The 23,033-nt window shown below is 58.5% G+C and carries 17 protein-coding genes, 1 tRNA gene and 1 pseudogene; 11 read left to right on the top strand and 8 right to left on the bottom strand.

Going from position 1 to position 23,033, the window contains the following annotated elements:
* The first annotated feature begins 16 nt into the window (after nucleotides 1-16).
* On the top strand, nucleotides 17-430 hold the full coding sequence (locus OKA04_RS14825) for a glycosyl-4,4'-diaponeurosporenoate acyltransferase CrtO family protein (RefSeq protein WP_264501963.1): 414 nt from the start codon (nucleotides 17-19) through the stop codon (nucleotides 428-430).
* Here OKA04_RS14825 and OKA04_RS14820 read toward each other — a convergent pair.
* The 3 genes from OKA04_RS14820 to OKA04_RS14810 form a co-directional block, all read right to left on the bottom strand.
* Nucleotides 394-1,911, bottom strand: coding sequence for a phytoene desaturase family protein (locus tag OKA04_RS14820; RefSeq protein ID WP_264501962.1), 1,518 nt, complete (start codon nucleotides 1,909-1,911; stop codon nucleotides 394-396). The genes OKA04_RS14825 and OKA04_RS14820 overlap by 37 nt on opposite strands.
* Nucleotides 1,912-2,000: 89 nt before the next feature.
* Nucleotides 2,001-3,464 carry a glycoside hydrolase family 130 protein gene (locus OKA04_RS14815; protein WP_264501961.1) on the bottom strand — a complete coding sequence of 488 codons (1,464 nt, stop codon included), beginning with the start codon at nucleotides 3,462-3,464 and terminating at the stop codon, nucleotides 2,001-2,003.
* On the bottom strand, nucleotides 3,461-5,731 hold the full coding sequence (locus OKA04_RS14810) for a glycosyltransferase family 4 protein (RefSeq protein ID WP_264502165.1): 2,271 nt from the start codon (nucleotides 5,729-5,731) through the stop codon (nucleotides 3,461-3,463). The genes OKA04_RS14815 and OKA04_RS14810 overlap by 4 nt, the downstream gene beginning before the upstream one ends.
* 287 nt (nucleotides 5,732-6,018) lie before the next feature.
* Here OKA04_RS14810 and OKA04_RS14805 point away from each other — a divergent pair, with 287 nt between their 5' ends.
* The 5 genes and pseudogenes from OKA04_RS14805 to OKA04_RS14785 all read left to right on the top strand — a co-directional run bounded on the left by OKA04_RS14805 (nucleotide 6,019) and on the right by OKA04_RS14785 (nucleotide 13,457).
* Nucleotides 6,019-8,247 carry a glycoside hydrolase family 15 protein gene (locus OKA04_RS14805; RefSeq protein WP_264501960.1) on the top strand — a complete coding sequence of 743 codons (2,229 nt, stop codon included), beginning with the start codon at nucleotides 6,019-6,021 and terminating at the stop codon, nucleotides 8,245-8,247.
* Nucleotides 8,244-9,530, top strand: a complete 1,287-nt coding sequence (locus OKA04_RS14800) for a glycosyltransferase (protein WP_264501959.1) — start codon at nucleotides 8,244-8,246, stop codon at nucleotides 9,528-9,530. The genes OKA04_RS14805 and OKA04_RS14800 overlap by 4 nt, the downstream gene beginning before the upstream one ends.
* A 73-nt stretch (nucleotides 9,531-9,603) precedes the next feature.
* Complete coding sequence (locus tag OKA04_RS14795) at nucleotides 9,604-11,937, top strand: endonuclease/exonuclease/phosphatase family protein (protein ID WP_264501958.1); 2,334 nt, start codon at nucleotides 9,604-9,606, stop codon at nucleotides 11,935-11,937.
* Nucleotides 11,938-11,966: 29 nt separating this feature from the next.
* Complete coding sequence (locus tag OKA04_RS14790; protein ID WP_264501957.1) at nucleotides 11,967-12,590, top strand: TVP38/TMEM64 family protein; 624 nt, start codon at nucleotides 11,967-11,969, stop codon at nucleotides 12,588-12,590.
* Nucleotides 12,591-12,704: 114 nt separating this feature from the next.
* Nucleotides 12,705-13,457 (top strand): annotated as a pseudogene (locus OKA04_RS14785) (IS5 family transposase).
* 703 nt (nucleotides 13,458-14,160) lie between these two features.
* Here the strand turns inward: OKA04_RS14785 and OKA04_RS24765 are convergent.
* Complete coding sequence (locus OKA04_RS24765; protein WP_425503686.1) at nucleotides 14,161-14,406, bottom strand: helix-turn-helix transcriptional regulator; 246 nt, start codon at nucleotides 14,404-14,406, stop codon at nucleotides 14,161-14,163.
* 622 nt (nucleotides 14,407-15,028) lie between these two features.
* Entirely contained in the window at nucleotides 15,029-15,376 is a 348-nt protein-coding gene (locus OKA04_RS14780) for a hypothetical protein (RefSeq protein ID WP_264501956.1), read from the bottom strand.
* A gap of 203 nt (nucleotides 15,377-15,579) precedes the next feature.
* Here OKA04_RS14780 and OKA04_RS24760 point away from each other — a divergent pair, with 203 nt between their 5' ends.
* Nucleotides 15,580-15,837 (top strand): helix-turn-helix domain-containing protein, encoded by a 258-nt coding sequence (locus OKA04_RS24760; protein WP_425503685.1) that lies wholly within the window; start codon nucleotides 15,580-15,582, stop codon nucleotides 15,835-15,837.
* Nucleotides 15,838-16,048: 211 nt separating this feature from the next.
* Here OKA04_RS24760 and OKA04_RS14775 read toward each other — a convergent pair.
* Nucleotides 16,049-16,121 (bottom strand) — tRNA-Lys (locus OKA04_RS14775).
* A 167-nt stretch (nucleotides 16,122-16,288) separates the two neighbouring features.
* Nucleotides 16,289-16,975: an HAD-IA family hydrolase gene (locus tag OKA04_RS14770; protein WP_264501955.1), complete on the bottom strand. Its 687-nt coding sequence runs from the start codon at nucleotides 16,973-16,975 to the stop codon at nucleotides 16,289-16,291.
* Nucleotides 16,976-17,147: 172 nt separating this feature from the next.
* Between OKA04_RS14770 and OKA04_RS14765 the strand changes: the two genes are divergently transcribed.
* Complete coding sequence (locus OKA04_RS14765; RefSeq protein WP_264501954.1) at nucleotides 17,148-17,852, top strand: hypothetical protein; 705 nt, start codon at nucleotides 17,148-17,150, stop codon at nucleotides 17,850-17,852.
* Nucleotides 17,853-18,001: 149 nt separating this feature from the next.
* Nucleotides 18,002-18,952, top strand: a complete 951-nt coding sequence (locus OKA04_RS14760) for an archaemetzincin (RefSeq protein ID WP_264501953.1) — start codon at nucleotides 18,002-18,004, stop codon at nucleotides 18,950-18,952.
* Between the two features lie 17 nt (nucleotides 18,953-18,969).
* Here the strand turns inward: OKA04_RS14760 and OKA04_RS24640 are convergent, their stop codons facing one another.
* Nucleotides 18,970-19,365: a (R)-mandelonitrile lyase gene (locus tag OKA04_RS24640; protein ID WP_343226889.1), complete on the bottom strand. Its 396-nt coding sequence runs from the start codon at nucleotides 19,363-19,365 to the stop codon at nucleotides 18,970-18,972.
* A 445-nt stretch (nucleotides 19,366-19,810) separates the two neighbouring features.
* Between OKA04_RS24640 and OKA04_RS14750 the strand changes: the two genes are divergently transcribed.
* A complete protein-coding gene (locus OKA04_RS14750; RefSeq protein ID WP_264501951.1) occupies nucleotides 19,811-21,766 on the top strand; it encodes an RNA polymerase sigma factor in 1,956 nt (651 codons plus the stop codon).
* Between the two features lie 452 nt (nucleotides 21,767-22,218).
* A partial coding sequence (locus OKA04_RS14745) for a thioredoxin domain-containing protein (RefSeq protein WP_264501950.1) occupies nucleotides 22,219-23,033 on the top strand: 815 nt, incomplete at its 3' end.

The raw sequence follows: 23,033 nt of genomic DNA, 5'->3' as shown, positions 1-23,033 counted from the left end.
ATGGGCATTCACCCGCATGCCTGCCACAATTTTTGAGCGACCTCCGGCGGCATCGTCGGATCTTCGGGAGAGCACGCTTGCAAAGTTATTAGCGGTGAAGCGCTGGAAACACCTGATGCCCGACGGCGCGAGTTGGTTTCGTGGGGGATTTTCCAAGGCTTCCTTGAAGGGTGGCGATCCTTCCCATCTGCGCCGCTTCGTCGTGGAGACCCGGCGCGGGGAAGCTTGCCACTGGGCCGCCTTGGCAACGGGACCGGTCTTCTTTCTGTGGAATCCTTTATGGGCCGACGCCGTCATGGTCTCAGCCCTACTGCTGCTCAACTTGCCCTGCATAGCGATCCAGCGCTACAACCGCATCCGCTTCGAGCGCCTGCTGGCAAAGTACCGACACCGCTACAGCAACGCCCCCGCGAGATCGGATCTTTCGTAGGCCACGCCTCGCTTGTCACAGATCATGTTCGATGAAATGCGACCGCTTTCATAGATGGTGGGCAGGCCGCTTCCTGGATGAGTGCCGCCGCCGACGAGGTAGAGATTCTCGTATCCCCGCATGCGGTTGTGCGGACGGAGGTAGAGCATTTGGTCCAGGGTGTGGGCGAGATTGAAGGTGGCTCCCATGAAGACATCCAAGCCGTCGCGCCAAGACGCCGGTGTCAGCATGCGCTCGGCCACGATGTGCTGCCGCAGGTCCTTTAGTTGGGTGCGCTGCTCGACACGTTCCAGCACCTGCTCGCGATACTCCGGCGCGAGCTTCTCCCAGTCGAGGCCGTGGCGGGTATTAATGGTCGGGACCAGGATGTAGATACCGGATTTACCCTTTGGCGCGACGAGCGGGTCGCAGACACAGGAGTTCCGCACGTAGATCGACATGTCCCGTGAGATCTCTTGCTCACCTTGGATCTGCTCGACATTGCGGTGGTAGTCGTCTGCGAAGATAATGTGGTGGTGCGCCTGGTCGTCGTAGACCTTGTCCAGCCCGAGGTAGAGCATGAAGGTGGAGCAGGAGAATTTCTTCCTCTCGAGCTTGGCGGGCGCCTCCGCCCGCTTGCCCATCAGCGTGGTGACGGCATGGGCATAGTCGGCATTGAGGATTGCCTCATCGCATTCAAGCAACTCGCCATCGGCCAGCTCCACTCCGGTGACCCGCTTGCCACTGAATCGCAGTCCCTTCACAGGACATCCCAGCCTCAGCTTCCCGCCATGCTCTCCGAAGACCCGCGCCATCGCGTCGGAGATACGGCACAGGCCGCCCTGCACGTGATAGATGCCGAACTTGTATTCGGTGTAGGAGAGAATGCTGAAGAGCGCGGGACACCGCCAAGGCGACATCCCGAGATACTTCGCCTGGAAGGTGAAGGCCAGCTTCAACCGGTCATCCGTGAAGTAGCGGTCAAGCACGTCGACAACGGAATTCGTGGTGGCCACGTAAGGAAGGGCCTTCAGTAGTGTGGTGTTGAGGTAGGCACGCAACTCATGGTAGGGACGCTGGAGGCACGGATAGATCGTCCGCATCTTCTTGGCGTGGTCCTGCATGAACCGACGGAAGCCATCCGCATTTCCTGGGAAGGCGCGCTCGATGTTCTCCGCCATCCGTTGCGGGTCTGGAGTGGTCTCCATCGAGGTTTCACCCCACGACAGGCGGGTCATCGGGTCCAGCAGCCTGAAATCGAGATAGTCGTCCGACCGTCGGCCAGCCTCTTCAAAGGCCTCGTCGAGCGTGAACTTCTGATGCAGGAAAGTCGGACCGGTATCGAAGGAGTATCCGTCGAATGCCAGTTCTGCATTCCTCCCGCCGACGCGCTCCTGCTTTTCACAGATGGTGACGTCGAATCCGCGTCGGGCGAGAATCATCCCGGCGGTAAGCCCACCCGGTCCCGCCCCGACAATTACCACGCGATTTCGTGCTCCCATCTAACCGGCGACTTTATGCAAAGCCTGCGGCTTCACAAGTGAAGGCAGTATATTTTCCCGCACGAAGGAGGAACCCGCGATTCCTCCCGTTAGGCTCCAGCCTTCAACTCTTTCAAAAGTTGGTCGAGAGGAACGGATACTATAGCGGAAGCCTTGTCGCTCATGGCGTAGGGAAGTACGAGGGTATTGTTGTGAATCAATCCTCCACAGCTATAGACGACATTGGGGACGTAGCCCTCCCGCTCGTTTCCTTCTGGCGACAGTAGCGGACGCTTCAGTCTGCCGATGACTCGGGTGGGATCATCCAAGTCGAGGAGTGCGGCTCCGATGCAGTATTTTCTCATCGGCCCCACGCCGTGCGTGAGGACGAGCCAACCTTCCTCCGTTTCCATCGGTGACCCGCAGTTGCCGATCTTGACGGACTCCCACATCTCCGCGGGTTTCATGAGGATTTCCGGGTCGTTCCAGTGGTGGGGATCGTTCGCGAACATGATCAGGAGGTTCTCGTCATCCTGTCTGGAGAGCATCACGTAGCTCCCGTGGATGCGCCGGGGGAACAGCGCCATCCCCTTGTTCTGAACGGCATTCCCGTTCAAGGTCAGCACCCGGAAGTCCAGGAAGTCCTTGGTCTCGATCATCTGGGGCAAGATCGCCCTGCCATTGTACGCGGTGTAGGTCGCACGATAGATCACTGATCCGTCATCTTCGACGAATTGGACAAAGCGCGCATCCTCGATGCCATTGCTTTCATTGGACGAGACCGGGAAGAGGATGCGCTCGCTCATCGCGAGCTTGTCGGAAAACCGAAGCTCGTAGTTCGAGTCAGCCAGCCACATCACGCATTCCAGCGTGCGTGACAGGTCTCGTGACGGATTCTTGTTCTGGTGTCGGAGGTGGCGGATGGTGTTCTTCAATTCGCTGCGGGAGAAGTGATCCCCTAGCGATTCCAGCAGTTCGGGCGTCCACTCGTTCTCGAAGCCCATTTCCTGCAACTTGCTCCGGAAGCTTTCCTTTTCGTAGGAGGGGTTCGGCAAGACCTCGGGGACCGTCACGAAGCGGGTGACAGGATCAAGGTGTATTCCTCCGTCGGCGTGGATCTGGCCGCTGCGGAACTCGATGGAAGAAATGTGACCCTCTCCCGTCGCGCGAAGGCTCATCACAAACCGGAGGGCACCTTCTGCCACACCGTCCTGCACGGGATGTGGCACGATGGAAGGATTGAAAAGCGCCGCCGATTCAAGGGCGTATTCTCCCGAGAAAAGAGCTCCGATGAGTAGCTTGCGCTGATGGGACAGGGCTCGGTGGGTGAAGACGTGAGACTCGATCTTGGCATAGTGCTGGAGAAGCAGTGAATCAATGTCGAAATGCCGCTCCTGAAACTCGGCCTTCACGTCAGCCAACTGCTGCGCAACCTCGTCCTCGGATAGGGCCAAGGTGCGCCCGATTACCGTCGTGATCCGCTTTGCATCTCCCGGGATGAAAGGGCGGATGATGACCCGTGAGCTTTCCGGGGACAGGTTGAGATCGTGCCGGCGGAGTGGGATCTTTTTCATGCGATCTGTTTCACGGTCTCGGTTTTCGCCGCCATGGCATCGCGCAGTTCGGCGAGGGAAAGGGAGAATGCCAATGATGACTCCGCGCCTTGGTTTGCATTGACCCTATCAGGTTGCAGGCCATCACAGCAGCCCCCGGTGTCTGCGTCATGGAGCGGGAGGCCCACGTCATTGCGCCCCAGGAACCATTCGAAGGCCCGCTTGGCAGCATCCAGCCAGGAAGACTCGCCGGTCACCTGCCATGCGGATAGGCATGCAGCCACCGTGGCCTGGGCTTCCAGCGGTTGTTGGTCGAAGTCCGCCCGGTCTCCATCGCGGCTGTAGAAGCCATTGTTACCAATTGGACGAAAGTGGCCAAAATCGGCAGTCTGCACCTTCATTAACCACTCAAGGGAGGCAAGACCGGCCTCCAAGGCACCACTTTCAGGCAGTTCGCTGCCGGCAAGTATCAGTGCTTGGGGAATGCGAGCGTTATCATAGGTGAGAACATCCTCGAACCAGTTCCACTCGTCTCCGGCGCACTCCTGCCAACATTTCAGCAGGCGCTCGACCATGATGCCTCTCAGCCGGTGGACACCGAGATCGCTTGGATAGGCACTCAGGTACTCCTGCATTCCCAGCAGCGCGAACGCCCACGCCCGGGGAGAGGAAAAATGCTCTACCACGGGCAGACCGCGCTGAAAAAGGTCGATGCACAGAAGGCGCCACCCATCACGGCGCGATCCGGCCGCCCCTCTTCCAACAGCCCACAGCGCCCTGCCATGGCTGTCCTCGCTGCCTGCTTCTTCCAGCCACTGTCTTGAGTGGCTCATGAAGTTACGGAACCGACCATTCCCCTGGTTGAATGCTGAAGCGAGAAACGCCAGGTAGGTGCTGGCCATCAATCTGAGCGCAGGCTGCGCTGCTGCTGACTCGAGTTGGACGGTGAGGATGAAGGCCCGGGCATTGTCATCAGTGCAGTAGCCCTCGTGGTAATTGGGGATATCGAAGGTCGCATGCTGGAAAAGGCCGGTCCGATCGGTCAGGCGCTCCAGGTGATCCAGTTTGAGCGGCGGCAGATCTTCGAGTCTCCGGATCGAGGGTGCCGGATGGTCGAGGGGTGTTCCGGCGGCTGCGTTCCCAAAGCTGTCCAAATAGAGTTCCCCGACTCGGGTCCAAGTCATCTCGCGCCCTTGCTTGAAAGCGGTCCTTCGAAGGAGGTCCATTTCGACCGGGTCATCCAGAAGACGGTTGACCGCCGTGCTGATGGCCCCGGCATCGCGTGGCTCGACCAGCAGCCCCCCGCCTCGGGAGAGCAGTTCCTGAGCATGCCAGTACGGCGTTGATATGACCGCTTTGCCGGCACCGAATGCATACGCCAATGTTCCCGACGTGATCTGCGCCTGATTGGGATAGGGGGTCAGATAGATATCCGCGGCTGCGATGTAGCGCTTCAATGTCAGCATATCGACGAAGCGGTTTTCGAAATGGACGTGAGAGGTTACTCCCAGATCATCCGCGAGCTGCTGGAGGCTCTCCCTATACCTCTCACCTTCGTGGGCAACGAGATTCGGGTGCGTGGCCCCGAGGACGACGTAGAGCGCTTCCGGATGGCGTTTGGCGATGGCCGGCATGGACCGAATGGCAAATTCGATTCCCTTACCGGGTCCAAGAAGTCCGAAGGTCAGAAGCACCTTCTTACCTGTATATCCCAGTTCTTTTTTGGATGGATCGCTTTCCGACCATTGGAAGTCGGGGACACCATGAGGGATGACGTCGATCATGGCCCGATCCACGCCGTAAACGTCGCTCAAGATTTCAGCTCCCTTCTCCGCCATTACCACCAACCGCGAGCTTCTCTGGACAAGTTCGTCCATCACCTTCCTTTGGGCGATGTCCGGCGTCCGCAGGATGCTGTGCAGGGTAGTAATCACGGGGACCTTCACGTGACGCAACAGAGGCATGAGGTAGCTCCCGGCCGCCCCCCCGTAGATTCCGAACTCATGCTGAACGCAGAGGGCATCTGCTCCAACTTCCCGCACGTAATCGGCTGCACGCTGGTAGGCTGACGTGTCCGATGGGTCGATGGTGAGTGCGACTTCGGGAGGATAGTCTGATCGGTCGCCCATTGCGATCACCGAGCAGTCCAACAAGGGGTCCGCGCTCGTAACGGCTTGGTAAAGATCTTCGGTGAATGTCGCGATACCGCATCGCTTGGGGACGTAGTTTCCCAGGACAACCAGCTTGCGAATCTTCCGTGTGTTCGAGTCGTTAGATCCGAAGTGCATTTTCTCCCGCCCGGTCGACGTGCCTGATTCCATGCACCCGCCCCAGCCCGTGGCGTGCCGTCGCGTGATATGCTGTAGGGAAGGGGATGACCGATTTGGAGAGGGCAGGAAGTGATGCAAAATAGATCCCAGGCATCGCTTTTTGCACGTGAGTAACCTGGCCCAATGGCTTTCCCCTGTTTGCAATATCGGGAGAGCGTGAGGAGATTCTCGTCACGATTGAATCGGCGACGGCTCTTTCTCGACCGAATTATGGATGGAACATCATCTGCGAAACGGGAAGCTCGATGCTGAATCTGCTACCTTGGAAGTTTCTCGTGAAGCATGCCGCCCGTCGCTACGGCGTTCTGGATCCTGCGACGGTGATGGCTCGCATCCGTGGGTTTGCACAGCCATCGGAAGTGGCAGAGCCATTTGAGCTGCTTCGCGCGGGCATCGTCTTTCATGCCCGTGGACTGGTGAATGCCAAGGCGATTCAGCACAATCTCGACTGGGTATGGCCTCATTGGGTGGAGCAGCAATTCAATCCTGCATCGCCTTCTTTCGTCCCCCGGGCATTCTCCTTTAGCCACATCAATCTTACTCACAGGAATTGGACCGCGGTGGGAATGCCTGACGTCGCGGCCTATCCCATCGTCGATCCAAGGGGCCTGGTGACACCGTTGCATGATGGCTGGTCACTGGACTTCTGGATCGTCACCGAGTCCCGCAAGCGACTTCTGCCAAGCAAGCTCGACGAGTCCGCAGTCACCCAACAGCTCGATTTCTCCGATGACCTGAAGATCCGGACGGTCTCCCGATCAAATGAGATGGAACTGGAGCTCGTGACGCAGATGGTCGGTCGTCCCGATGAAGCTCCCAAGGCTAGTACGAGTATCCGTGCATCGGCCCAGGAAGACGGATGGCTGGTGGTCGCGATACGTCCCTACAATCCGGAAGGCATTCAGTTCGTTCACAAGATTGAGATGGAGGCGTCGGGGAAAGCCTTCCGGGTCAACGACGAGGCCACCGTGGATTTCGGTGAAGCTCCCGTATCCCTGCGCATGGCCCATTATGCGGAAGGTGACGTTTACCTGAACCTGCCGGGTGACAAGGACCAGAAGCAGGTCAGTTGCAGCACCGGTATGGCGACAGCCGCAGCGCTGTTCCGCATCGAGGCCGGGAAGCCGCGGGAACTGTCGGTTTCGGTCTCGCTTGAGCGGGATCTGGGACGCGGCGCAATACGTAGGCGCTCATGGACGGAAGCATTGAAAGGCACCGCTCGGCTGGAAGTGGCCGATAGCCGCATGAAGTTCCTCTATGACGCGGCGATGAGGACCGTCGTGCTACTGTCTGCGGACGAACTGGTACCAGGTCCCTACACTTACCGCCGGTTCTGGTTCCGGGATGCCTGCTTAATGCTCCACCCGCTTCTCACGCTCGGGCTGCCGGAGGCCGCGGACAGGATCATCGGAAAGTTTGCTCCGCGGCAGACCGCGGCAGGCTATTTCCTTTCACAGGAAGGAGAGTGGGACTCGAATGGCCAGGTCCTGTGGATCGCCGCACGGCAATGTGCGCTTCGCCACCGATTGCCGGACCCGGAGCTTGATAAAGCGCTGAGAAAAGCTGTCCGCTGGCTCGCGAAGAAGCGACTGACAAAGGATGATCCCGCAGGCACACGGGGTCTGCTTCCCGCAGGTTTCAGTGCCGAACATCTCGGGCCTAACGATTACTACTACTGGGATGATTTCTGGGCATGGGGGGGCTTGACCGCGATGGCGAGGGAATGGCGTCGCCACGAGCAGCACGAGATTGCCGAGGAAGCCGAAAAGCTGGCTAAAGGGTTTGCGACAGACATCGGCCGGAGCATTGAGTCAATTCCGGAACGCCGGTCCAAGGGGGCCATCCCGGCCGCCCCCGGGCGGAGGATGGATGCCGGTGCCATTGGCTCCATGGTGGCGGACTATCCGCTGCAGCTCTACCCGGCTGGAGAATCCCGCATCATGGCGACGCTCGACTGGCTGATGGATCACTGCTTCCACGGCGGGGGCTTCTTTCAGGAGATGATCCACTCGGGTATCAACGCCTACCTTACCTTGGATCTCGCTCAGACGCTCCTGCGTGCCGATGACCCGCGTTTCATGGGACTCGTGCGTCGCGTCGCCGAACTTGCCTCGCCCACCGGCCAGTGGCCGGAAGCGATTCACCCGTCAACGGGCGGCGGCTGCATGGGCGATGGCCAACATGGGTGGGCCGCGGCTGAATGGCTGATGATGATGCGAAGCTGCTTCGTGAGGGAGGAAGAAGATCATCTGGTGATCGGATCCGGGATCCTGCCTGAATGGTTGGGTTCGCCGATGTCCTTTGGGCCGACACTGACTCCGTGGGGGCAGGTTTCGGTTCGCCTCGATGATGGGCGGCTGGAGATCGAGGCGACATGGCATGATCAGCCTCCCCGTCTGATCGTGGCAGTTCCCGGCTACCGGAGGATTACAGAAAGCGGAAGCGAACGGAATTTCACACTCGAGCCGGTATGAAAATCGCCATGTTCACGAATACCTACCTCCCGCATGTGGGTGGGGTAGCGCGGTCGGTGCAGACTCTGGAGGAAGCATGCCGGGCGCGAGGTCACGAGGTGAGGGTGATCGCCCCCGAATTCAGCGGAGCAGAGCCTTCACCCCATGTCTTACGTGTGCCGGCGATCCAGAACTTCAATGGCAGTGACTTCTGCGTGCGCCTGCCGATGCCGAGCATCGTCCGGGACTTCCTCGACGATTTCCAGCCGGACCTCATCCATAGCCACCATCCCTTTCTTCTCGGAGACTCCGCCCTGCGTGAGGGATGGAAAATGAAGGTTCCTGTAGTCTTCACCCATCACACTCTCTATGAACGCTACACCCACTACGTGCCGCTTGATTCGGATGCACTGAAACGGATGGCCGTTCAATTGGCCACCGACTACTGCAACCTGTGTGATGCGGTCATCGCCCCGAGCGAAAGCATTGCTGACCTGTTGGCCGACCGGGGGGTGACGACTCCGATCCATGCGATTCCGACAGGCATCGAGCCGGCAAACTTCGAAAAGGGTGATGGGGCTGGCTTTCGTAAGCGGGCAGGGATTTCAGGGGATTCGACAGTAATCGGCCATGTCGGCCGCCTCGCTCCCGAAAAGAACCTGGGATTTCTTGCCGAAGCATTGATTCCCGCCCTTGAGGCTAGTCCCGGTAGCATCTTTCTCCTCGTCGGCGATGGCGACTCCCGTGGGAAGATGCTCGACCGCTTCAAGGAAGCAGGGCTCGAAGACCGCGTCCACGCGCCGGGCAAGCTGACAGGGGCGGACCTTTGGGACGCATATGCCGCGATCGATTGCTTTGCTTTCGCATCGCAGACTGAGACGCAGGGAATCGTTCTAGCAGAGGCGATGGCAGCAGGGATTCCTGTGGTGGCCCTCGACGGTCCGGGGGTGCGTGAGATAGTCCGCGACGGGACGAATGGCTCATTGCTGGCTGCCTGTGCGAGCGCCGAGCAGTTCTCTCAAGCCCTAGTCGAGATCCTTGGTGATCCTTCCCTGCGCGAAAAGATGGCGGACGAAGCCCGCCTTTCTGCCCGGGAGTACGACAGGGTCCTTTGCTCGGACAAGATGATCGAATGCTATACACGATTGATTTCCGATCAACCTCCCAGGGAGGCCCCGGAAAGTTCACCGTGGGATCGGCTTGTCGCCGGAATTGAGATCGAGTGGGAACTGCTCGCAGCCAAGGTCTCGGCTGTGACGGCGGCAGTCGTCGAAACTCCAGCCACACAAGCGCGCCTTGATTAGTCGCATCACAGCCCGTCTTCGCTGGCTGCGGAGAGTCGTGAATCGGACGCGACTCGCCTCACACTTGCTGGGCGTGAAGCTGCCAAAAGGCGAAGCTGACCATCCCGGGCTGATCATTGTCCAGATTGACGGCCTCTCGCGAACCCAATTCGAGCACGCGATCTCGAAGGGAAATCTTCCGTTTCTATCGAAGCTAATCCGCAGGGAGCATTTCACCGTGGAGAGCTTTTACTCCGGCGTGCCGTCTACGACGCCTGCAGTGCAGGGAGAAATATTCTACGGCGTCCGGGCCGCGGTCCCGGGATTCCAGTTCCTTCATCGTGCGTCGGGCAAGGTGATGCGGATGTATGAGGCGGAGTCTGCCGCTGTGATCGAAGACGAGCTTCGCAGCCGGAATGAGGAGCCGTTGCTGCAGGATGGATCGAGTTACTCCAACATCTACCGGGCAGGCGCGTCTTTCACCCGCTATTGTTCGCAGGACCTTGCGTCGACGGAGGTCATGCGGCGCGCCAATCCGTTGAAGTGGTTTGTTCTAGGCATCGCCTACCTGCCAAAGCTGCTACGTATGGCGGGTCTTGCGGCACTCGAATTCGTCATCGCGATCGCCGATGCTTTCAAGGGGCTCTACGCACGCGAGAAAGCTCTGAGCGAGTTGCTATTCGTGCCAGCGCGAGTGGTGGTGTGCATCATCCTCAGGGAAGCGGTTCGGTTCAGGATCCTCCTGGATATCGAACGCGGGGTCCCCGTCATTCATGGAAACCTTCTCGGCTATGATGAGCAATCGCATCGCCGCGGCCCCAGGTCCGAATTTGCGCATTGGACACTCAAAGGAATCGACCGGGCAATCCGCGACATTTACCGGGCCGGAGATCACTCGGTATATCGCGATTACGAGGTGATCATCTATTCGGACCATGGTCAGGAACATACGGTCCCCTATGAAAGGAAGCACGGACGTGAGCTGCATGCTGCCTTGGCTGAAGTTTTCTCGTCCGGTCCGATGGCGGGAACTGCCGTGTGGATGAGAAGGAATTCCGACCTTTTGGGAAATACGGTGGGTCGATTTCGCAACCTCGTAGGCCTCCGGCCGGACACTTCCGCTGCCAGTGGAGTGCCGCAGCCGGACAGCCAAGTGATCGTCACGGCCATGGGGCCGCTTGGGCACATCTATTTTCCCCGCCCTCTGACAGTCGCCGAGCTTGAGGGATACGTGACAGAATTGATCAGAGTGGCAGGGGTGCCTTTGGTCCTTCGCCCGCAGCAGGACGGTACTGTTCAGGCGACAAACGCGAGAGGGACCTGGTCTCTGCCTGCCCAAGCTGATGAGGTATTGGGGGCCTCACACCCGTTCTTGGAAGAGGTGGCTCAGGATTTGGTATCACTCTGCTTCCATGAGAATGCCGGCGACCTCGTAATCTCCGGATGGAATCCCAACGGCCAACCTCTGAGCTTCCCGATGGAGAATGGCGCGCATTGCGGCCCGGGGTCTGAGGAAACGCGAGGCTTCCTCCTGGTGCCCGACCGCATTCGGCGATGGCATCATGCCAGGCTTCCGGCCACGGGGGCTCGCGTGCGGGGTGAAGATCTGCACAAGATCGTCCGTCACTTCTTGAATCGCGATGGGATTCCCGAGGAGAAGTCCGCAGAGAAGAGGGGAGGTAGGAAGGAGCTGTCGCTTCGGGTGATGACTTACAACATCCACAGCTGCGTCGGGCTCGACCGAAAGATCCGGCCCGAAAGGGTCGCCAGAGTGATCAATCACTTCGATCCTGATATCGTCGCCGTTCAAGAGGTGGATTGCCATCGGGTGCGCAGCCGGGGACATGATCAGGCCCAGTTGATCGCTGAACATCTGCGGATGTCCCATGTATTTCACGCGATGTTTGAGGAGGAGCGCGAGCGCTACGGGATTGCGATCTTCTCCCGCTACCCGCTGACGACCGTGAAGTCCGGCTATCTCACAGAGGCGGATCCCCGATTGTTTAAGGAGGCGAGGGGAGCCATATGGGTCAAGGTCGCCACGGAGGAAGGGAGGTCGTTTCACTTTCTCAACACCCACTTCGGACTTGGCCGGGCGGAGCGTCTTCAACAGGCCGAGGTGCTCCTCGGGGATGAATGGTTGGGATCGCTACCGGCGACTGAGCCTGTGGTCGTGGCGGGAGACTTCAATTCGGGCCCCCGTTCCCGAGCTCTTCAGGGATTCCAACGGCGTTTCCAGGATGTGCAGCGCGTGCTGCCGGGTCATGTGCCGATCCCCACATTCTCCTCGGCATTCCCGCTTCTCAGGATCGACCACCTTTTCGTCAGCAAACACTTCACTGTGGATGGGATAGGGAAGCCGGTGTCGCCGGTGGCCCGGATGGCCTCCGATCATTTGCCGCTCTTCGCAGAACTCACGCTCCAATGACATTGGTCCATCAGATCCGACAGCACCGGATGAAGATACTCATCTTCATCGTCGTGGTCATCGTCGCGATGGTGGCGTGGATCTACCGCGAGCAGCTGGACCGGGAAGCCATTGTGGCATTCGCGGAGAGTCTTCCGCTGCCCGTTTTTATTGCCGCATTTCTGTTCCTGCCGCTGGTTGGCTTTCCGATCACACCTCTGCTCGTGGTCGCAGGCATCCGCTTCGGCTTCGCCTGGGGCATGGCTCTGGCCACCGGAGCGATCTTCTTTCACAACGCCGCTGCTTTCCAGCTCACTCACGGGTGGTTCCGCGAACGCCTCACGAAGAAGCTGGCGCGATCGGGCCATGCGATACCGTCGATCGATCCGAAACACCAGGTCTGGTTCACCGCTCTGTTCGCGGCGATCCATGGCCCGCCGTATGCGATCAAGCTTTATCTCCTCGCGCTCACCGAGGTCCCATTCCGGATCTACTTCTGGATCGGTGCTCCCATCTACGCATTCTTCTGCGTGATACCCGTCGGCGCAGGAAGCGCAGTGAGCACCATCAAGCCATGGGTAATCTACGTGCTTGCCGTCACCTCATTCATACTTCTTGCAGGTGGACTTCTTCTTAAAGGGAGATGCTTGAAGGATAACCAGAAGCCTAGCTGATTAGGTGGTGGTGCGGTGACATCGAGCATCGCAAGATGCCTGAAGGCACGCGGCTCGTAGAGGCTATCTTAAAAGGCACTGGTACTCGAATTTCGGGTGTGTCAGGCTTCGTTCATGGATTTGACCGAGGCGCAATGGGCGGTGCTGGAACCTCTTCTGCCGAGCGACAACACCGGGCCGACGGGACGTCCGAGAGCTGATCGCAGGACCATTCTCAACGGCATTCTCTGGATCGTACGCACCGGCGCCCAGTGGGCGGATCTGCCCACCCGCTACGGGTGTCCACCGGTGCTTCCAGGAATGGGAACAGCAAGGGGTCATGCGCGGCCTGCTGCGTGCCTTGGCCGACGACCTTCGCGACCGCGGCAAGCTCGACGTCAGTGAGTGCTTCGTCGATGCGACCTTCGCCTCGGCGAAAAAGGGGGCGATGGAATTGGCAACACCCGCAAGGGCAAGGGGGGCAAGATCATGGCAATGATCGACCGCCATGGTCTTCCTGTCGCCGTCTGCACGGAAAGCGCTGGCCGGGCCGAAGTAAGCTTGGTCCAGCTGTTGTTCGACTTCATGTTCATCGAAGTGCTGCCGGAGCGCCTGATTGGCGACCGCGCTTATGACAGCGACAAGCTCGACGAAGAACTGCGGCAGCGAGGGGTGGAAATGATCGCCCCGAACCGCTGCAACCGCTGGCAATCCCAAGACCGCCGGCCCTTGCGGCGCTACAAGCGGCGGTGGAAGGTCGAGCGGTTCTTCGGCTGGCTGCACAACTACCGGCGGCTGGTCAGCCGGTGGGAACGCAAGGCACGGAACTACCAAGCCCTGGTGGAACTCGCCTGTGCCGTCATTCTCCTCAATGCTCTTTTGAGATAGCCTCTAGCGTTGTTGTAGCGGCAGCGACGCGTCTAGTGTGCTATTGCTGCCCCTCGACGTGTTCGCGCCGGTCGGCTATAGTTGATCGCCCGCGTTTTACGCAGGGCTAACACGCACCAAAATTGGCGGCGGTTTTCGGCCGCTCGGGGTGAATTTTTCACCGCTTTGTCATGCCCTTTCAGAGACTCCTGCTCTTAAACTAACTGCGATTTCAAAGTTTCTCCGGGTTCGGCTCTCGTGTCGCTCCCGCCGATTTGATCACCGTCGCTCCCGAAAGAAATTCCCGGGCTTGGTGAATTCGGTGCCGGCGCAGTGGTCCCTTTGCAGGGAACCACTGAGCTTATTGCATTCCCTGGATGGAGCCATTCGTATGCTTTCAACTCACTCTTACGAGCTCTGAACTATCACCGGGGGACCTGTCGCGGTAAATCCGGCTTTGATGCGTCTGGGACGGCGCATCAGGGTTCAGAGGTGGCCCAGGCTTTCGCCTGCGACTGATTATCCGCGCTGGACCAGACGCGGAACCCTTGTGCCCATTCTTCCTCGCCGTCGTCCGTTTGAGCGGTGCTCGGTACGAGTGCTATGCGGTATGTAAAGCTGCCGCCTCAGCAGAGGGTTCGCCGAATAGGACTTAAGCGAATCTCTCTTTCACTTCACGAGCTTCGTAGGTGGGTACGTGAATTGTTGAATCTCTAAGGCTCTCTCAAAAGTTCACCGAGCCTTCTGCTAACGAATCGATATAGGCCTCCAGAGATGCTCGGTTGATTAGCCTGGTAGCCCGAACTTGCCCAGGCTCCCGAAGAGAAACGGACCGAAATTTCCCAGCATTGATCATCTGATAGAGTTTCGACCTCGAAAGAGAATATTCGCGGCACGCCTCGGTTACTCGGATATATACTGGCCGGGGCGGGGCGTCCGTGCGTGTCTGACTAGCTTCATCGATGCTCATGACGCCGAAAGCCAACCGAGTATGGAGCGGTTGTGTCGAGAAAACGTTGTAATTTAGAGAAGGGCCGAGAATTTATTGCAAGGCCAAAGGCAACCAATTGGATGCATTTAAAGGATGGTGTGGCTGATCTAAATATTGCATAACATTATTGGTGGTAATGATTTGCGTCCGATTTGGGAGTTCTTGATCAGCTGAGAGGTGTGATCATAAAAAGTTGCCTCGAACTGTCGAAAGATTGAATAAAATAATTAAGTTATCCGAAATAACCTGTGACTGAGGTTAGCTTCAGCCATGGTGGCCAACGCGAACTGACAGGATTTCAGAGATTGCCCCAACCAAGTTTGCCATTTGGATGAGAACTAGGTGCGGATTGTGACAGCTAGGGTCGTCTTCTGCTGCGCTGACTAGCAAGCTACGGAGGGACTGTGCCCAGATGCTATAGCGGGCTAATGCTTCTGTTGAATTCTCTTCGTCATGTCCAACGGCTCTGGCGAGGCGATCAAAAAGTTCATCGAAGGAGGATAGTTCGCAGGGCTCGAAGAGGCACGGAACGATCCTATTGCTTCTAGCGAAGCGTTGGGTAATCGCTTCTACTTCATCAAATGTGAGAATTGGCTTCATTTCAACGGCTGTCGCCATTCGTACGTGCCTTGATCAGCTCCAGCCCTTCCTGAAGCTGTTGACCGGATTTTCCTCGAGTGAGGTCGTTACTCCGGATTTGGCCAAAGGGTCCTTGGGTTGAAGCTCCTACGGTGCCGTAGATTTTCACTTCTCCTCCCAGCTGCACGAAGCTCAGCCGCAACGTGACGGAGGGAGTGGAATGGTAGCTGTTCCCCACAGCCATCAGGTACAGAGCAGCGTCTCCCGGAGGCATCTGCCGCTCGAAAGTCAGCATGTTCGATGACTGATCGATCAGGTTGTAGCCGTGTTCCGCCATGGTCTGGATGGCGATGGACTTCGCCTTGCTCATCGGAGGGCGAACGGTGACTTCCGGGCGACCGCTTGGGGTAGGCACCGAGTAGTTTGCACACGACGAGAGGCAGGAGATGGCGATTAGGCTTGAAAGTAAAAGCTTTAGCACGACCGAGACCTAACTGAAGCATCCATTCGTGTCAATTGACACCTGTCAGTAGGCATGTGTCAGAACTACTCGGATTTTGGCAGCGTCTCCAAATGCCGAGCAAGGACGCGGAGGCCTTTCTTTTGGCCTTGGTTGAAGAACTCCGGGAGGAGAGAACGAAGCAAGGGGTGTCTCAGGACAGCTTAGCCACGAAAAGTGGTGTGGATCGAGCCATCATCAGCCGTATGGAACGTGATCTGAGGAGGCCAGGAATTTTGGTCTTCTACGATCTCTCCGCGGCGCTCGGCCTGCCCTTTCAAGAACTGGCGGCTCGGGCGGCTTGCAGATTGGCCGGGAAGCGGAACCGATGATGAGCACGTGAATCGCACCTTGGACAGATCTGTCCAGGGGACTTCACAGAGGCTGCGACTTCCGGTCTCGGGTGGTTGGACAGTTTTGTCCAACGAAGGGCTCCGATCTCATGGCCAACACGACTGGACGCAACTGAATGCTAGCACCTGGTTAGCACGGGGGCTCGAAATCCGCCTTCCATTGCCACAACCAATTGAAAATCAAAGAAGATACGAGGACTGGGACTCGAACCCAGGACCAATTGGTTAAAAGCCAACTGCTCTACCGACTGAGCTATCCTCGCGTTTGGTTCCGCTGCGGAGTGTTTTTCCGGTGGCCGAGCGGTGTCGGCTGCCGGGGCGCAGATGGGTAGAGGGGTGGCAGGGGTTTGGCAAGATGATTTTCCTCTGTGATGCGGGGAGGCCAGGAAGAAAGGCCCTACGAAGACCATTGCCATTTGCCCTGCGGTCGTTAGGTCAGGGAGGAAGTGATGGGGAGCAGGGCACGGAGGTCGTTGCCGGGGCGGTGGATGAGAGTGGCGGGGATGCCGAGGGCGGCGGCGCCTTTGAGATCGGCGTGGGGAGAATCGCCGGCGTGGTGGACGGCTTCGGGTGGGAGGTCGAGGAGGCGCAGGGCGAGGTGGAAGATTTCCGGTCGTGGCTTGCGAGCGCGGGCATCGGCGGAGGTGATGACAGCGTCGAAGTGAAGATCGTGACCGGCGAGGATGGCGTGCAGGCGGAGGTCGAAGTTCGACACCACGGTGAGGCGCAGACCGGCTTCGCGGGCAGCGTGGAGGACTTCGCGGACTTCCGGGAAGACGAGCCAAGCATCGGGCTGGGCGTAGTGGTGAAAAAGGGCGTGGAAACAGGACTCGAGTGTATCCTCGGCGAGGTCACCCGTGGCAGTGTCGGGTAGGGATCGCCTGAGGACGATGGTGACAAGCGAGCGCCACCAGATTCGCTCGGCGGCATCGCCATCGGAATGGGCGGGGTAGTCGGGATCCGGCATGGCGGCGAAGGCGGGGCCGAATGCTTGCCGGACGCGATCCGCCTGCGCGGCGATGCCGTGGGCGGTGGCGATGCGGGTGTAAACATCGGCGACGGATTCGGCGGGCTCGATGAGGGTGCCGGCGGCATCGAGGAGCAGGGCGCGGATCATTGGGGTGAAGATGCTGGGAATTTGATGGTGAACGAGGGCGGTTCTGATGATTGGTGATTCAAGACGGGCACCCACATTGACTCCGGAGATCGATTAAGTTAAGGCAGAGAAGTCACTCATCTACTCAGAAGGAGCGCGATGGGGATCGTCGGGCGATCGTTGCTGGTGCTGGATGAAGGATCATCCGGGAGACGGGATCGGCTGCCATGACAAGTGCATGATGAATAGCAAGCGAAAGGAAGAATACGCAGAGCGGCTGAAAAAGGCTCAGGATCTTTTCCAAGAGGAGATCCATAAGAGAAAAGTCCGCGGAAGGGATGAAAAGGAGGATCGGCTGGCCACGATGAAATCGGCGCTGAAGTGGCAGCGCGTCGAGGACAGGGTGAGGCGCTGGATCTACGATCATCTGCTGGATTTCGAAGACACGAAATTTGAGACCCTTGGTGAGAAGCGTGTGATCTTCTCAAACCTTCATAAGGTTCGCTGGGCCGTTGCCTTGATCGATCTTCCTCCTGTCCCGGAAATCCAGTGGCGACGCCTTGAGGGCATGACTGCTGCGGAGAGTTTCTTTGCGGGACTGAGGCCGCTGCTGGAGTGTCAGGGGGCCATCAGATTCGAACTCTATCGGAGCGGAGGAGGGTCAGGGCTTTACGTCGAGAATATGCGGCGATGGTCCGGGGATGCTTGGACTCCTTCCGGCTTCCTCAACTTCAGGTGTGAGGGTTGGATCGGAGAGTCGGTCTTCCATATCTTGCTGATCGGGAAAGAACGCGCTGCGCTTGTTGACGCTGCGAGTCCAGGTCTCGAAATCTCCTTCTACGGGCCGGATGATCTGTGGGAGGGAGTGAAGGATGCGCTGGGTCTTCCTGAGAGGTGACGACCTCCCTTGGGCTCGCGCTCGCCGTAAGCGGAGCGATCGGACTACGGTGGAGCGTGACGCCACTGCGCCGTTCTGCGTCCGATTTGCCTCGCGGGAACCATGGTATTCCATGTTAGGAAAGTGAGATGCGATGGACATTCCCGCACATGAGGGTGGTGGTATGGGCTCTGCCCCTGCTGGTGGCCGGGGTGGCGATGGCGCAATTCAGGGCCTTCACCAAGGAGCAGAGGCAGGCTGCCACGGGACCGATATCGGGATTGAAGCCGGATCTCCGCAGGGCCTTCAGCGATGTGGGACAGAGCGAGCCGAAGAAGGAGCCGAGCGGTCTCGACTGGCTCGGCTCGCACGAGGAGCCGGGGCAGACCTTCGAGCAATACATCAGCTCGCGGCCTAACCTTCCGGGATCTGTTAGGAGAAAGCTCTACGTGCTGCCTGTCGGGAAATTCGAAAAGGGCATCGCACCGGATCTGGAAAAGCTGAAGGAATACACCGCTGCCTACTATCACCCCATGGTGGTGGAAATGCTTCCGGTGGTGGAGGATGCGGAGGTGCCGGCAAAGGTGCGGGAAAATGTCCTCACCGGGAAGAAGCAGTGGCTGAGCACGGACATCCTGCGCTGGCTGCCGAAGAAGCTGCCTGCTGACGCGTATGCGATGATCGCCGTGACGATGACGGACCTGTATCCGGACGAGGCTTGGAATTTCGTCTTCGGCCAAGCTTCTTTCAAGGACCGCGTCGGGGTGTTCAGCTTCGCGCGATACCATCCTTCGTGGGACGACGAGGCATCCGGCGAAGGCACGGGGAAGCTGGTGCTGGGCCGCGCGGCGAAGGTGCTGACCCACGAGATGGGCCACATGTTCGGCATCCGGCACTGCATCTACTATGAATGTAATATGAACGGCGCAAACCACCTCGCCGAGGCGGATGCCGCACCCATGCACCTGTGCCCGATGTGCCTGCGGAAGATGTATCACGCCGTGCGCTTCGACCCCGCGGAGCGCTACGACACGCTTTCAACATTCTACGGCCAGAATGGCTTCGAAGCGGAGGAGAAGTGGGTGGACAAGGAAGCTGCGGCGATCCGCGAGGCGAAGTGACGATCCGCCCTGTCCTGTCACGCTCCGTATTCTTCGTCGGATACCTGCTCCAGCCACTCGACCACTTTTCCATCGAGTTGTTCCTGGATCGCGATGTGGGTCATCCCGGTCGTCGGGGTGGCACCGTGCCAGTGCCTGAGCCCGGGCGGGAACCACACGACATCGCCGGGGAAGATCTCCTCGATCGGGCCGCCCTCTCGCTGCACCCGGCCCTTGCCCGCTGTCACGATCAGCGTCTGCCCCAGCGGGTGGGTGTGCCAAGCCGTGCGGGTGCCGGGCTCGAAGGTGACGCTGGCCGCCGCGGCTCGCGCCGCTCCCTCTGGCTGGAAAAGCGGGTCTATCCTCACGGCACCGGTGAACCAGCCTGCGGGTCCCTTGCCCGAGGGTTGCGAACCAGCCCTTTGGATGCGGATGTCATTCATGATCGTCGGTCGTGTGGTGTCTGGTGAAGTCGTGCCTGCTGGCTTGCCCGCCATCGCGGCTGGCAGGAGCGCGGTGCCGACGAGGGCAAGGAAGCTCCCCAACTCGCCGCGCAGGCCGGGCTGAGCAAGTTCCTCTTGCTTCGTCTTTTCAAGCAAGCTGCCAGACTCTCGTCTGCGCAATACCAGCGCCATGCGCGGCTGAATGAGGCGCGCCGTCGCCTGCGCGAGAAAGGACAGTATCATCACCATCACGACAGACGAAGCTTTCTCGCCAGCTCCGCCGCCGCAGGTGCCGGCGGGGACCTGCCTCAGCATTCGTAGAGGTCGCAGATTTGGCGCCTATGGCCCCTCTCAATTCTGCAAAAACGGATGATCTCCGAATTTTTGGTCACAGATGGCGGCGGCAGACGTTATAGCATAAATCTGCCACTTTACATTGCCAGCCATCGCTCCAGATCCCTGCCTGTCATCCTATCTCGTCCAAAACGATCCCAAGGCGTTCGAACGGATCGTCGAACTGCATCTTCCGGCAGTCCAAGGCACAGCCCGGAGAATCCTGGGGACCAACTCTGCCTGGGCCGATGATGTAGCGCAGGAGGTATTTCTGATGCTGATACGAAAAGCCAGGACCCTGCCCCGCAATGTCGTCCTGTCGGCGTGGCTACACCGCCAGACCGTGAGGCGTTCCATCGATCTGATGCGATCCGAAACCCGCCGCCACAAGCTCGAGGCCGCAGCAGGACGTGAGCATCGCTTCGACAGTGAGGGGTCGGTCTGGAATGCCATAGCCCCCGTTGTCGACCAGGAAATACTTCGTCTCTCCGATGATGACAGGCAGTTGCTGGCTCTCCGTTACATGGAGCGCTGCAGCTCTGAGGAGGTAGGCAGGCGTCTTGGTCTGACTGCATCCGCTGCCCGCAAGCGCCTTGAAAGGGCCCTTGCACGGTTGCGCGAGCACCTGGAGGCCCGGTGTCCGGTCACCCTGCCATCAACTGCGATGGCCATCTATCTGGGTGCGCCTTCTGCCCAGGCCGCTTCGCCAGCGGTCGTGATTGCAATTTCGTCCAAGTGCCTCGCCGCGTCAGCAGCATCAGGGGCCATCTCAGGCTTCTTTACCACCGCCATCATCATGACAAAGACCCACGCAGTAGGTATAACGTGCACCCTTCTAGTAGGTACTGGAATGTTCCTTGCCGGTCGGAGTACGGCTCCCGGGCTTGCGAGCACAGATGCCAGTGTGCTGCCTTCGAAATCAGAATTGATCTCCGGCAATAAGCGACCTGCCGATTGGAAAAATGCTGGTCGAGCCACACGGATCCCAAACACCAAGCAGGCACGCCTGGAGCGGCTGATGCTGATTATGGCCAATCAGGACGCAGGGGAACGGAATGCGCAATTCAAACGATACGTGGAGGATCTTGATGCTTCCTTGTTGCCTGAGACCTACGCCTTTCTGGCGAGCCAAGGGGGCCTGGAGAAATGGTCGCAGGGGGCTGCTGCGCCCCTTATGGAGATCCTGATGTCGGGATGGGCCAGGCGTGACCCGGAAGCGGCGATGGCAGCACTCAAAGGAGGCAAGCCGGGGTATCTCGTGAGCACCGTCGCGAGTGGATGGGCCAGCCAGGACCCGGATGCCGCGATCGCATGGCTGAAATCGAGAGGAAACCTGGAGGACGAGACTCGTGAGAGCGGCGCGTTGAGAGGAGTCATCAACGGTGTTGCCAGCACCGATCTCGTGAAGGCGACGCAGTTGCTTGAGGAGGTTCCTTCGGGGACGGCTCGCCAGCGCGCTCTTTACGACATGCTCAATTACGTGACCGTCAAAGGAACCGACGAGACGCGGGTTTGGGTGAGGTCCCTGTCAGACGATCGCCTGCGAAAAGGAGCGGTCAATCTGGTGGCCGAGAATCTCTTGAAAACCGATCCGAGGGCGGCTGCGGACTGGCTGGTTGGAGAAGGTATTCAAAGCAATGAATACTCCAGCATGAAAGAGGTGTTCACCCGATGGACCAGGGATGATGAGGCCGCGGCACTCTCCTATTATTCCGGCCTTCCACTTGGAGATGATCGCGATCGTGCTGCGATAGGCATTCTTGGGGAAATCTGGACGTCTCCTGATAAAGTCGGGAACTTCGCCCGGCAACATCCAACGGACATCAAAGGCCGGGTATTCAATTGGATGAGCCTTGCCCTGAGGGGTGGGGCTTTTGAAATCGACTCTTCACCGGATTTGTACGTGCAGCTCTACCTGGCGGACTACCCGGGGAAGGATGAACATCTGGGCCATATCGTGCGGGGATGGAAGTATGGACATAGGGCTCATTTCGAGGAATTCAAGAATCAACACAAAGAGCTAACTTTTCCGGATGTCGAACCCGAGCCTGGTTGTTGATATCACGCCGCCGGCCTGAAAGAAGGGCTGCAAACGCGGGGAGAAGTCGACTGAAGGTCGCTCCTCGACCAAGATCGAGGCGTTGATCAACTGCAAGTTGCTTCGAGAGTGTGTCCTATATGGTGAGTATGTATTACTCCTCGGAATGTCAAATTGTTGGTCAAAAACGGCTTTGATGAACATGGTGAAATGAATATTAAATTCCCATTTCATTTATACTTTAAATCTCACATGGGCATCCGGCCTGCTTTCCGATGAATCACCCAATTGTTACTACTATTGTCGCGCTTGCCCTTTCGGCTACTGCTAGTGCTCAGAAGGAAGGCGATCTCGTCCGTCCGGAATCATTGACGCGGCTCCAATGGATCAAAGGATCAGCTCCGACAGAATGGAAGCCTGGCCAAGTATACATCCTTGAATGCTGGGCCACTTGGTGTGGGCCATGCATCGGCATGATTTCTCACCTGGACGAGTTGCACGACAAGTATGGTGAGAAGGGATTGACCATCATTGGAGTGAATGTCTGGGAAGACGGGAAGGCGATGGTGAGCGATTTCGTAGCGGATCAAGGAGATGGGATGTCGTACGCGGTCGCGTTTGCAGGCAAGGGAGCAAAATTCGAGACGGAATGGCTCAAGCCCGCGGGTGCGCCAGGTATTCCATTCGCTTCTGTCGTAAGAGACGGCAAGGTGATCCTGAACATTAATCCAAGATTCCTCACTACTGAAGTGGTCGAAGGATTGTTGGCAGGGGGCAAGTCCGCAGTGACCGCGGTCGCAAACGCAAAAGAGGCAAAGAGGAAGGAAACGGAATTCTACAAGATACTGCCCGATTTTCACAACGCGATCGCGGATGAGAATCGTCCCGCGTTGGAGAAGGCATTCGCCGGCCTTCGTAAAGTCGCTCCTGATCAGGAAACCTTGCGGATTCTTGAGCTAAGGTTTCACGTAGCCAAGCGAGACTGGGTTGCGGCAAAGCCTTTGGTGGACCAACTCTCCACTGAACCGGCTGCGCGGCAAGTTATCTCTGACTTAAATAGTTCAGGCCGATTGAGGGTCGCCCCAGACAGCTTTAAAAGGGCCTTGGTGGCAGGCTTGGCAAGGCAATATAAGGAAGAGTCCGATCCGGGATCCCATCAGTTTCTATCGATAAAGCAATGGCAGGTGGGAGACAAGGATGGTGCCAAACTAAGAAGCCGTCTGAAAAATAACTCATGCTGTAATTCTCGCCAGCATGCGCCTCGACATCGACAGGTGGATGAGGGCTT

This window comes from Luteolibacter flavescens (genome assembly GCF_025950085.1).
Lineage (GTDB): Bacteria > Verrucomicrobiota > Verrucomicrobiia > Verrucomicrobiales > Akkermansiaceae > Haloferula > Haloferula flavescens.
The sequence above is the reverse complement of the archived record's forward strand: the minus strand, read 5'-3'. Positions and strand labels throughout refer to the sequence as shown.